This window comes from Flavobacterium sp. CFS9, assembly GCF_041154745.1.
GTDB lineage: Bacteria > Bacteroidota > Bacteroidia > Flavobacteriales > Flavobacteriaceae > Flavobacterium.
Genome location: NZ_AP031573.1, coordinates 1,796,105 through 1,808,370, shown reverse-complemented (window position 1 = coordinate 1,808,370; position 12,266 = coordinate 1,796,105). Strand labels below are relative to the sequence as shown.

Sequence of the window (12,266 nt, the reverse complement as noted above, 5' to 3'; positions counted from 1 at the left end):
AGCTTTGTGTCTTTGTCCCTATGGACCTTTGTAACTCTGAACCTCTTTACTAAGAACATCCACAATTGTGATCACCACAATCTTTCTTCTTTTTAGATTTCCAGAAGAATTTCTTGATTAAATAACCAATAGAGATAAATAATATGATAAAGGCAATAATTTCTTGTATCATGATCGTTTATTTTAAAAGTTGATACGCTATAAGTGCGACAAAATAAGCAAGACCACTCATCAGGCCAAGCTGCATGGCAGGCCATTTCCAGGAATTGGTTTCCTTCTTGGTGATCGCTAGCGTACTGGCACATTGCATTGCAAAAGCATAAAAAAGCAATAGGGATATCCCGGAAGCAAAATTAAAAATCTTATGACCCGTTTCCGGATTTATTTCTTCCTGCATTTTACTTCTTATGGTAGATTCGTTATCCGTATCTCCAACACTGTAAATGGTCGCAAGAGTTCCTACGAACACTTCACGTGCAGCAAAGGAACTGATTAACGCAATTCCAATTTTCCAATCGTAGCCTAATGGCGAAATAACAGGTTCTATGGCTCTTCCCATTAAACCGATATAAGAGTTTTCCAGTTTTTGAGAAGCAACTTCATTTTCAAACTGAGTTTCATCTAAAGTAGTATCGGCAAACCTTTCTTTTACAATAGTTTCGGCTTCATTAAAATCTTTTCCGGGACCATAAGACGCTAAAAACCACAAGATAACCGATATGGCTAAGATGATTTTACCGGCACCCACGACGAAAGCTTTTGTTTTCTCCACAACATTAATCGCAACGTTCTTGAATAATGGCAATTTATAACTTGGCATTTCTACCACAAAATAAGTCTTTGAGCTAATTTTCAATATTTTGTCCAGGATGTAAGAAGCAAGAATTGCGGTTGCAAAACCTAGTAAATACAATAACATCAAGGCTAATCCCTGCATGTTTAAGATTCCAAAAACGCGTTCGTCCGGAATTACTAATGATATAATGATCGCATAAACGGGCAGTCTTGCAGAACAGGTAGTAAACGGAGTTACCAGAATTGTAATCAGTCGTTCTTTCCAGTTTTCGATATTTCGGGTCGCCATAATAGCCGGAATAGCACAGGCAGTTCCCGAAATTAATGGCACCACACTCTTTCCGGACAAACCAAACTTTCGCATGATTTTATCCATTAAAAAGACCACACGGCTCATATAGCCGCTTTCTTCTAAAATCGAAATAAACAGAAACAGAAAGGCAATCTGCGGAATAAAAATGATCACACCACCAATTCCCGGCACAATTCCCTGGGAAAGTAGATCGGTGAGAATTCCGCTTGGCAGTTCTGTGGCAACCCAGCTGCTTAAGGAAGCAAAAGAGCTGTCTATGAAATCCATAGGAATTGTTGACCAGCTAAAAATAGACTGGAAGATCAAAAATAAAATGGCAAGGAAGATGACATAACCCCAAACTTTATGTGTTAAAACACGATCCAGTTTCGCTCTGATATCCTTTGCCATCGAGGCATCTACTTTTAAACCTTCTTTTAAAACATCGTTTATAAACTGATATCGTTTTATCGTTTCTTTTTGCTGTAAACGTTTTAGTTCCGAATGCGATTTGGTAAAAGTGCTTCTGATTTCATTTCGATCCAGATTTGAAAAATTCACATCCTGTGTAATTACCAGCCAAAGTTTGTACAACAATTGATTTGGGAAAGCGTCCTGTAATTTTTCAAAATACTCCTGATCTATAACCGATGCGTTAAGGCAAGGTTCGTGCGGGATATTTTTATATGAAACAATAAGTTCTTTTAGCTCTTCAATTCCCAAACCTTTTCGGGAACTTACCAAAGCAATTTTCGTTTTTAGTTTTTCCTCCAGATAAGGAATATCCAAAGTAATACCCTTACTTTCCATACGGTCTGACATATTGATAACCAGAATCGTTGGAATTTCGAGATCTTTAATTTGAGTGTAAATCAGTAAATTACGTTTCAGATTTTCGACATCTGTAACCACTACCGCTACATCCGGATATAATTTGTCGTTTTTGTTCAACAACAGTTCAATAACCACACTTTCGTCCATAGAACTGGCATTCAGACTATAGGTTCCGGGTAAATCCAGAATGTTGGCTTTGATATTGTGTGGTAATTTACAGAAACCGATTTTTTTCTCAACCGTGATTCCGGGATAATTCCCAACTTGTTGATTTAACCCGGTAAGCTGATTGAAAACAGAAGTTTTTCCGGTATTCGGGTTCCCAATAAGGGCAACGTTGATATTTTGAACACTCATTACAAATTGGTTTTGATCAGTTCAACTTCAATTTCACGAGCAGTTTCAACGCGAATGGCTACATGTGAGCCATTAATGTCTAAATATAAAGGGTCGCCAAAAGGCGCAATTTGCAGTAATTCAACTAAGTTGCCCGGCAAACAACCCATTTCTAGTAGTTTTAGAGGAATAAGATCGATATCAAAATCTTTGATAATGGCTTTTTCGCCTTTTTTCAGAGTGTGGATAGTATTTTGCAAGCTTATTTAGATTGAATTTAGATTGCAAAAATAGGCAATTATTCTTTACTTCAGGGTATTTAACACTTGCTGAAATGCTAAATCTTTCTAAAAATAAGGGATTTTATACCAATTTTAATGAATTTCGTGATCGCTCTTTTGGGGGATTACTCCTGACATAGAAAATTAATGTCCTCTAAAAGACGTTTAATTTCTTCCTTATTGGTTCCGTCATAAAAACCGCGAACACGTCTTTTTTGATCCACCAAAACAAAATTCTCCGTATGCACCATATCGTAAAGCTGATCAGGACGTCCAAGTTTTACGGCCAGATAGGATTTTCGGGCCATCGTATAAATTTCTTTTTTATCGCCCGTAACCAGATTCCATTTGCTGTCGACCACACCATGTTTTATAGCATATGCTTTAAGAACCGGAATACTGTCGACCTCAGGAAAAACAGTATGAGAAAGCAGCATCACTTTCGGATTGTTTAAAACTGCTTTTTGAACATCCTCCAGATTGGTTGTCATTTTTGGGCAGATTGAACCGCAGGTAGTGAAGAAAAAGTCGGCCACATATATTTTTCCTTCGTAATTCTTTTGGGTAATGGTATCTCCGTTTTGATTTACGAATGAAAAATCGGCAATCGTATGGTATTTGCTTTTATACTGAACAGTACTGTCTACCAGTTCCGGATTCACATCGGCAGGATTGTAAATAGGTAAAGTTTTTTGCGGTTTTAAAGCCGAGTAAAATAAAGATATGGTAACGGTTGAAAATATGATAAGAACAATAAAGAATTTACGGTATTTGTATAGAAAAGATTTCATAAAAGCAATTTGGGGGCAAAAATACAAAAAGCACTTCTCAAAATCCTAGGAGAGCTTAGTTTTTAACAGGTTATAGGGAGTAATAAAAGGATTTGATGAATTTTACGAATTTTGAAGGTACAAGTAAAACCATTTTAGGACAGCAGATCTAATCAATGGAATACTCCCCATCTGGTCATCAGCAGATAAAAAAGGGCTGAAAGCACCAGCATAGCGCAACGCGCTATGACCTTTAAATTAATCGATTATAACGCCCTGAAGGGGCAAAAGCAAATCGGTCCCAACAAACAAATTCTTTATTTTTTGGTTTTCCGAATAGTCTTGTTGACCAAATACAACCCGATTAAGGTTACGATGGTACCAATCGCGATTGCCTGCGTAAGCGTTTCTCCGAAGATGAACGAGCCTAAAATCATCGCAACAATTGGATTGATGTAGACATAGATACTGCTGATCTCCGTTGGAAGATGCTGGAGCGAATAGATAAATGCAATGAAAGTTAAAACCGATCCAATAATAACCAGATAAGCAATAGACCACAAAGAAGGTAATGGAATTTCGTTTAGCGGAATATTAACTCCTGCAGCTTCTGTAATTCCAAAAAGAAAAACACTGGAAATCAACATTTGCAATCCTAAACTGAAGTAGGGATTAAAACTCGCTGCTTTCTTCTTTGTTTCCAATATTCCGAAAGCCCAGGTTATGGTAGAAGCCGTCATCAGTATAATTCCGAATTGAAAATCAGGTCGGAGAAAATCTGAGAGATAGTCAATAAAAATTATGCAGACCCCTCCAAAACTGATCAGAATCCCTATCAAAGCCATTTTGGCAATTTTCTGACCGTTAAAGAAGTTGATGATAATAATCCAGATCGGAAATAAAGCACTAATGATTGCTCCAAGTCCGCTGCTCATGTATTTTACACCCCAGGTACTTAAACCGTTACTGCATACAAAATTCAAAAAGGCCAGAATTATGATCGTACGCCATTGTCTGCCTTTGGGCCAGGGTTGTTTTTTCAGAATAAAGTATCCCACATATAAAATTCCGCCCAAAAACTGACGAATGGTGGCCAACTGTAAAGCAGGCATATGTTTTACCCCTTCTTTAGAGGCTAGCCAGGTGGTTCCCCAAAAAAAACTTACCCAGCATAAAGCTAAAATCGGTAATCCGATAGCTTCAATTTTTCCTGAAACGGCATTCTGAATTTTTGCTTTCACTTTTATTTAAATTCGGTGTAACAAATATTCGAAAAAGTATTCTAATATAGAGTTAAAAATCGATGATAAAAACATGAAAATATTGGAGAAGATCTATTTTGATGTTATAATAATGGAGTTTTTGTAATTATTTTAAAAAATTTAACATTACGTTCCGAATATTAGGAATACGTTTGTGCAACCACCAAAACTTAAATATAAATGAAAAGACAATTTAGCAGACCTTTGTTCTGCGCCCTTTTTTCAGCAGTTTCATTTACAGCAGTCAATGCTCAGAATGCAGCTCCCAAAGAGCCTGGTATTAATGTTTCGTACATGAACCCTAAAATCAGCGCCAGTCAGGATTTTTTCCAATATGTAAACGGAACCTGGCTTAGTAAAACTGAAATTCCAAGTGATCGTGCTACTTGGGGAAGTTTTAATGAATTGATCAAAAAAACAGATAAAGACGCAATGTCTATTCTGAAAGAGGCTTCTAAAAATCCAAAGTACAAGTCAGATACCGATCAGGGCAAAGCTGTAAACTTGTTTTCAACGATTTTAGATACAGTGGGGAGAAACAAAGCGGGGATAAAACCGCTGCAGCCTTACTTTAAAAAAATTGATGCGATTAAAAACATCGCTGATCTACAAAAATACCTGACTGAAATTGGACAGGAAGGGAATAGCGTGTTTTTCGGAATTTATATTGGCGCCGATGAGAAAAACAGCTCTAAAAACTCCGTAATGCTTTATCCAAACAGATTAGGATTGCCGGATCAGGATTATTATATCTCTGAAGATAAGGACTCTAAAGAAAAGCGTGCGAAATATGCACTTCATGTGGCGAGAATGATGCAGTTTATTGGCGAATCGCCGGAAAAAGCAAAGCAAAGTGCAACCGAAATTTTAGCCTTAGAAACACAATTGTCGAAACCGAGATTGAATCGTGTCGAAAGTAGAGACAGTCGTTTGCAATACAATCCAATGACCGTTGCTGAACTTCAAAAATTAACGCCTGCTATTAATTGGGATGCTTACCTTACAGGCATTGGTTTGGCAAAATTGCAGAGTATAGTCGTGACGGAGCCTAAATACATGAAGGCTTTACAAACTGTTTTTACAGAGAATAAAGTAGCATTGTGGAAAGAATACCTGAAATGGGATTTGCTTAACTCTTATGCAAGTGAGTTGTCAACAGATTTGGAGACGGCTAATTTTGATTTTTACAGCAAGACTTTAAGGGGAGCAATTAAACAATTGCCGCGTGAAGAAAAAGCATTACAGGTTGTAAACTCGAGTGTTGGTGAAGCATTAGGTAAGTTATATGTAGAGAAAGTGTTTCCTGCTGAAGCAAAAGCAAAAGCGGTAGACATGATTCATAACGTAATTCAGGCATACAAAACCCGTATCAATAATTTGACCTGGATGTCTGCAGCTACGAAGGTAAAAGCGATTGAAAAACTGGACAAGCTTACTGTAAAAGTGGGTTATCCGGATAAATGGAAAGACTATTCAGCCCTTCAAATTAAAGGTGTAGCAGAGGGAGGAAGTTATTTCGAAAATATGGTAAATCTGTCTAAGTGGAATTTCAAAAAAGGAATCGACAAATTATACAAACCGGTTGATAAAACCGAGTGGGGAATGTCGCCACAGACTGTAAATGCTTATTTCAATCCGTCGTACAACGAAATTGTATTCCCGGCAGCCATTTTACAGCCTCCTTTCTACAATTATCAGGCGGACGAAGCAGTAAATTACGGTGGTATCGGAGCGGTTATTGGTCATGAAATTTCTCACGGTTTTGATGATTCGGGAGCACGTTACAATGCCGAAGGGAATTTAGTAGACTGGTGGACACCGGAAGATTTAAAACAATTTACGGCACTTGGTACCGCTTTGGCAGATCAATACAGTGCTTTAGAGCCTTTACCGGGTATTCACGTTGACGGTAAATTTACGTTGGGCGAAAATATTGGTGATTTAGGAGGAATTAATGCCGCTTACGATGGTTTGCAGTTGTATCTGAAAGCACATGGTAATCCGGGATTGATTGACGGATTTACTCCGGAGCAGCGTTTCTTTATTTCATGGGCAACGGTGTGGAGAACCAAAACTAGAGACGAAGCTCTTAAAAATCAAGTGAAAACAGATCCGCATTCACCTGGAATGTACAGAGCTGTTGTTCCGGTTCAGAACGTAGATGCTTTTTACGATGCTTTCGGAATTAAAAAAGGAGACAAAATGTATATTGATCCTGATAAGAGAGTAAAAATTTGGTAAGAGATAAAATCATAGAAAACGGCGCTAATTTAGCGCCGTTTTTGATTTCTGTACGGTCTTCGTTTTTTTTCTCACGCAGATTCGGCAGATTTTTAATTTTTAAAGGGGGAATATTATAATAGAGCAACTGTAAAACATTATTCTTAATCTGCATAATCTGCGAGATTTGCGTGCTATTTTAAAGTTTATATCTTTCACTCAGATTTAGGAGATTTACAGATCTTTATTTTTTAAGGATGTACTATAGAAATAAAGAAATGTTAACCATCATTTTTAATCTACAGAATTCGCAAAATCTGCGCGCCATTTTAAACCATCCAAATAATAATAGAAATAGAAGCAGGCCATAGCTTGGAGGTGCACCATGATTCAATTTTATGTGAAAAATTTAACACGATGTTTGGAATAATTAGAATATGTTTGCGTATATACTAAAAACTACAAAGAAAAATGATCAAACAACTACGAAAACCAATGTTTTGTGTTGTTTCTGCAATGGTTACCATTACCGCAGTAAACGCACAAAGTGCAAAACCAAAAGAGCCCGGTATCAATCTGTCTAATATGGATACCAAAGTAAGTCCGAAAGAAGATTTCTTTAAATATGTAAACGGGACCTGGTTAGACAAAACTGAAATTCCAAGTGATAGAAATTCATGGGGAAGTTTCAATGAACTACGTCAGAAAACTGATAATGATGCACTTGCTATTTTAAAAGAAGCATCAAAAGATCCTAAGTACAAATCCAATACAGATCAGGGTAAAGCGATTGCCTTATTCAATACGATTATGGATACTGTTGGACGTAATAAAAGAGGAGTTACGCCGCTTCAGCCTTTCTTAAAAAAGATCGATGCCATTAAAAATGTAACAGATCTTCAAAATTTCTTTATCGAAATGCAGCCACAAGGCGGTATTGGTTTCTTCGGTGTTTTCGTTGGGCCAGATGCTAAAAACAGTAACAAAAACACAGTTAACTTAGGGCCGGGCGGATTAGGATTATCTGACAAAGATTATTACAATGCTGATGATAAAGATTCAAAAGAAAAACGTGAAAAGTATGAAGTACACGTTGCCAGAATGTTACAGTTTATTGGTGAATCTCCTGCAAAAGCAAAAGAAAGTGCCAAACAAATTCTGGCTTTAGAAATCGAATTGTCTGCTCCAAGATTAGACCGTGTAGAGCGCAGAGACCGTAGAAAACAATACAATCCAACAGCAATTGCTGATTTAAAAAAGAACACGCCTTCTATTCAATGGGAAAAGTATTTTGCCGGAATTGGAATGACAAAATTGGATAGTGTAAATGTAGCGCAGCCGCGTTATATGATTGCTTTGGAAAAAACATTTTCGGAAAAGAAAGTAGAAGCATGGAAAGAGTACTTAAAATGGTCTTTATTAAACAGAACCGCTTCGACTTTGAGTACAGATATCGAAAATGCTAATTTTGATTTCTACGGAAAAACGTTGACAGGAGCTTTAAAACAACGTCCTCGTGAAGAAATGGCGTTACAGGTAATTAATACTGCAACGGGTGAAGCCTTAGGTAAATTGTATGTAGAGAAATTATTCCCTGCTGAAGCAAAAGACAAAGCAAAAAAAATGATTGCTAATGTAATGTTAGCTTACGAAAACAGAATCAATGCATTGCCTTGGATGTCACAACAAACCAAAGTGAAAGCCATTGAGAAATTGAAAAAACTAACCGTTAAAATCGGATATCCTGATAAATGGAAAGACTATTCAGCTTTAGAACTTAAAAATGTAGGGGAAGGCGGAACCTATTTTGATAATATGAGAAGTATATCAAAATGGGCTTATGCTGAAAACCTGGCTAAATTAGGAAAACCGGTTGATAAAACAGAGTGGGGAATGTCTCCGCAAACAGTAAATGCTTACTTCAACCCGTCTTATAACGAGATTGTTTTCCCGGCAGCGATCCTTCAACCGCCTTTTTACAATTATCAGGCAGACGAAGCGGTGAACTACGGTGGAATTGGAGCGGTAATCGGACACGAGATTTCTCACGGATTTGATGACTCAGGAGCACGTTACAATGCTGACGGTAATCTTGTAGACTGGTGGACACCGGAAGATTTAAAACAATTTACAGCTCTTGGAGCAGCTCTTGCAGCACAGTACAGTGCTTTAGAGCCTCTTCCTGGAATTCACGTAGATGGTAAATTTACTTTAGGTGAGAATATCGGAGACTTGGGTGGAATAAATGCGGCTTACGATGGATTACAATTGTATTTGAAAGCAAACGGAAATCCTGGATTAATTGACGGATTTACACCAGAGCAGCGTTTCTTTATTTCATGGGCTACCGTATGGAGAACGAAATCAAGAGATGAGGCTATAAAAAGCCAGGTTAAAACAGACCCGCATTCACCTGGAATGTACAGAGCTGTAGTGCCAATTCAAAATGTTGATGCTTTTTATAAGGCTTTCGACATCAAAAAAGGAGACAAAATGTTCATTGATCCTGATAAAAGAGTTAAAATCTGGTAACAGAAAACCCATAAAAAACGGCGCTAATTTTAGCGCCGTTTTTGTTTAGTCTCTTTTTATCTTGTAAAGATTAATTAATGCCTGATGAAAAGAAATCCGTATTAATCCGCGTTTTCTCCAACGCAATAACTATCAAAAAACAGCTTTGGAACACCAAAAAGTTTTACTTAGTTTGCTCTCTTATTTGATATTATTTATGTTGTCACGCTTTACCGTATATTTTTTCTCGTTCTCCTCCATGCAGCCATTCAATTGTTGATAACTCTATAGGCTGAAATTCTATACCGGTACAACCTGCATCTTCTATTTCTTGCTTTAACTTTTCAGAAACAACATATTTTACTCCACTTTCAACATATCGTAGTAGAAAAAAATCTTCATTTATGCTATCTTTTAAAATGATTTTATCAATAAAAAAAGACTCATTATTCTTAATAGCTACATCTAGAAGAGAATTAAAACTGTCAAAATTTTCGAATGTTAAATATTCAGTATTTGTATTGTAAGTAAACTTATAATCATCTGCTTTTTTATGATACTGAACTCTACACTTATTGATATCAATAAAATTATTATTGTCCTCATACACATTTAGAATATAATAATCTTCAATGATTTTTTCTCGATAGAAGACTGGTATTTTAAAAAAATCGAAACCAGTAGTCCTTCTTTTTTCTAATATAGATTTTAGTTTACCACTTATTAGGATTTTGGATAAAAAACCAATCTCTCCTCTAACATCTATTAAGTCGGTTAAGTTAGAATTTTGATATAAAACGGGATTAGAAATGATTGGATTGATATTAATCTTTTCAAAACTGAATCTATCAATAAATCGTGGATCTTCCCAAACAGCACAATGATGAATGATTTCTTTTATCTGAGGATAATGACCTAATATTTTTTTATTCATTGAATGCTCAATAGAGTAATAATTCATAATTTAAAAATTTAATTGATTAAGATGTACTCCAGGATTGTTTCTAATGGCGGTTCTTACTTTATTTAAAATTTCCATTACTTTTTCATATGCTTCATCAGGTGTTGCATTTGGCTTTATTCTATCAAGATGTTCTTGAATTAAATTATCATAATGGGCATGACTCCCATTATGAACAGTTGTACTTAATGCTATTCCATTTAATTCTTCGTTCATATGAAAAGCATGTTTGGACTTAGATGCTTTTTGTATAACCTCTTTTGATTGTTTATTCCAAGGTATAATATGATGGGCTTGTCGTAAATCTCCAACCGCTAATCCTAAAACTTTTCGTAGTTGACCTCTTGATCCAAAAGTAATAACATCTCCAGTAACTTTCCAAACTAATTTTACCTTTGTAGCTATTACGCTAACTTCTTTAAATTTAATAGCATACTTCGTAGATACAGCAGCCCATCCTGCTAAAGGAATTGCACTAGCCATACTTAAAGTAGCATTAACACCATCGCCTTCAATAAGATACAAAGCGCCATTTGTTACATCTGCCAACTCTCCAACTACAGGCACTGTACCAAAGACATCCAGTGTAATATGAACGACTTCTTTACTGGCTTCCCAATAACACTTTAGATAACTCCATTCTGGATTAATTTTTTTTAAACGTACCATTTTTTCAATATGGTGTTGCCCAAAATAAATTATCAAATCTGGATCTGTATTATAAATATTGGATATATCTGCATCCATGTATTCATCTACGGACAACAAAAAAACATTATCTAAATCATAATAAATCTTGTTTTGGGCTTTGGCGCTTAAGGTAAAAATGAGTGCATTATTATCTACTGTGACATCTTGTTTAACGATGTCAATCATTTCTTTGCAAAAACTTTTGGCTTCATCAGAGAAGTTATTTGAATTTAAATAACTGCCAATAATATTCATCGTGTCGGGACGATTTCTTAAAAAAGCGATCTGAGCTATAGATAGGTTTAGCTGAGCACCTAAAATTTTAATCAATGGCATTGTATTTACCGGTACATATCCGGTTGGTGGAGTTACTTCGGGACAAGGTGCAGCACTTTTTGAAGTATGAGGATGCGGTGGGCGAACATCACCGGCATAATACCAATATTGTCCGTTACTGCCATAACAGTTAGAATGATCGTGACCGGAACTGCCATCGCCACCACCTTTATAACCGCCACTGCTTGGAGGGGAGTTGTATCCCGGAACGCTTGTGTTGAATCCTCCTGATGGGAGATTTCCGCCACCTCCGCTTCCTCCACCTGCGGCTGGATTACTCTTTGGATCTGATGATGAAGGAATAAAGATTTTAGCACATGGATCGTCTCCTGCACTGGACTTCGAGGTAAATTTTCCAGTAGTATTGTAACTAACCTGACTTATCTCGGTAGTACCATCAAAATATTTGAAATTAAAATGGTGTGCTTTAAAATTTTCATAATCCTCTGGATTACAAATATATTTAAAAACGTATTTTTTACTTTCTCCCGTTGGCAGTACATTTATAACCAGATTGTAATACACATTTTCAGGAGTGTCTGGATAAAAGAAGCTAATACTGTAATTGGTGATGTTCTTATCGTCAGTCATACTTACAATATCATACATCATAAATATTGGCTCGTTTAGAGTTTCAGTATTACCGGATTTTGAACTGTTTTTTGTTTCATCAGTGTTGATGTCTTGCTGAATGTCTGCCGGAAGTTCATTGGCATTAATGAGTTTCTTTTCAAAAGGAACCGATGATTCTGTTTTGGTTTGATGTGGTTCATTTGAATCTTTTTCGCAACTTGTCAAGGCAAGAAAAACAAACGCTAAGGCGTACTTAAATAGCTTTTTCATGATTATTGGCTTTTAATAGTTAGTAAACCGGGGTATATAGCTTGATAAGTTTGTTTTTGCGAAGAATTAAATATAGTAAAAATAAACCTACAAATAATTAGAAAGTAGAAATTATTTGTATTCTCATCAAATCTT

The 12,266-nt window shown here is 36.3% G+C and carries 9 protein-coding genes; 2 read left to right on the top strand and 7 right to left on the bottom strand.

Annotated elements, in window-relative coordinates; translation table 11 throughout:
- Positions 1-49 precede the first annotated feature (49 nt).
- The 5 genes from ACAM30_RS08015 to ACAM30_RS07995 form a co-directional block, all read right to left on the bottom strand.
- Positions 50-172: a FeoB-associated Cys-rich membrane protein gene (locus ACAM30_RS08015; RefSeq protein ID WP_369618016.1), complete on the bottom strand. Its 123-nt coding sequence runs from the start codon at positions 170-172 to the stop codon at positions 50-52.
- A gap of 6 nt (positions 173-178) precedes the next feature.
- Positions 179-2,278, bottom strand: a complete 2,100-nt coding sequence (feoB, locus tag ACAM30_RS08010; RefSeq protein WP_369618015.1) for a ferrous iron transport protein B — start codon at positions 2,276-2,278, stop codon at positions 179-181.
- Positions 2,278-2,517: a FeoA family protein gene (locus tag ACAM30_RS08005; protein ID WP_017495803.1), complete on the bottom strand. Its 240-nt coding sequence runs from the start codon at positions 2,515-2,517 to the stop codon at positions 2,278-2,280. Before ACAM30_RS08005 ends, feoB begins: the two co-directional genes overlap by 1 nt.
- Positions 2,518-2,663: 146 nt before the next feature.
- Positions 2,664-3,329, bottom strand: a complete 666-nt coding sequence (locus ACAM30_RS08000) for an SCO family protein (RefSeq protein ID WP_369618014.1) — start codon at positions 3,327-3,329, stop codon at positions 2,664-2,666.
- 296 nt (positions 3,330-3,625) lie between these two features.
- A complete protein-coding gene (locus ACAM30_RS07995) occupies positions 3,626-4,549 on the bottom strand; it encodes a DMT family transporter (protein WP_369618013.1) in 924 nt (307 codons plus the stop codon).
- A 201-nt stretch (positions 4,550-4,750) separates the two neighbouring features.
- Between ACAM30_RS07995 and ACAM30_RS07990 the strand changes: the two genes are divergently transcribed.
- Entirely contained in the window at positions 4,751-6,811 is a 2,061-nt protein-coding gene (locus ACAM30_RS07990) for a M13 family metallopeptidase (protein ID WP_369618012.1), read from the top strand.
- 450 nt (positions 6,812-7,261) lie between these two features.
- Positions 7,262-9,322, top strand: coding sequence for a M13 family metallopeptidase (locus ACAM30_RS07985; RefSeq protein ID WP_369618011.1), 2,061 nt, complete (start codon positions 7,262-7,264; stop codon positions 9,320-9,322).
- Positions 9,323-9,524: 202 nt separating this feature from the next.
- Here the strand turns inward: ACAM30_RS07985 and ACAM30_RS07980 are convergent, their stop codons facing one another.
- Together ACAM30_RS07980 and ACAM30_RS07975 are read right to left on the bottom strand one after the other, a co-directional pair.
- A complete protein-coding gene (locus ACAM30_RS07980; protein ID WP_369618010.1) occupies positions 9,525-10,262 on the bottom strand; it encodes a DUF1629 domain-containing protein in 738 nt (245 codons plus the stop codon).
- A 3-nt stretch (positions 10,263-10,265) separates the two neighbouring features.
- Positions 10,266-12,131: an AHH domain-containing protein gene (locus ACAM30_RS07975; RefSeq protein WP_369618009.1), complete on the bottom strand. Its 1,866-nt coding sequence runs from the start codon at positions 12,129-12,131 to the stop codon at positions 10,266-10,268.
- Positions 12,132-12,266 lie beyond the last annotated feature (135 nt).

What these genes read in the sequence shown, in the direction of transcription:
- ACAM30_RS07985 (WP_369618011.1), top strand. Translation starts at nt 7,262, where the DNA reads ATGATCAAACAACTACGAAAACCAATGTTTTGTGTTGTTTCTGCAATG.
- ACAM30_RS08015 (WP_369618016.1), bottom strand. Translation starts at nt 172, where the DNA reads ATGATACAAGAAATTATTGCCTTTATCATATTATTTATCTCTATTGGT.
- feoB (WP_369618015.1), bottom strand. Translation starts at nt 2,278, where the DNA reads ATGAGTGTTCAAAATATCAACGTTGCCCTTATTGGGAACCCGAATACC.
- ACAM30_RS07975 (WP_369618009.1), bottom strand. Translation starts at nt 12,131, where the DNA reads ATGAAAAAGCTATTTAAGTACGCCTTAGCGTTTGTTTTTCTTGCCTTG.
- ACAM30_RS07980 (WP_369618010.1), bottom strand. Translation starts at nt 10,262, where the DNA reads ATGAATTATTACTCTATTGAGCATTCAATGAATAAAAAAATATTAGGT.
- ACAM30_RS08000 (WP_369618014.1), bottom strand. Translation starts at nt 3,329, where the DNA reads ATGAAATCTTTTCTATACAAATACCGTAAATTCTTTATTGTTCTTATC.
- ACAM30_RS07990 (WP_369618012.1), top strand. Translation starts at nt 4,751, where the DNA reads ATGAAAAGACAATTTAGCAGACCTTTGTTCTGCGCCCTTTTTTCAGCA.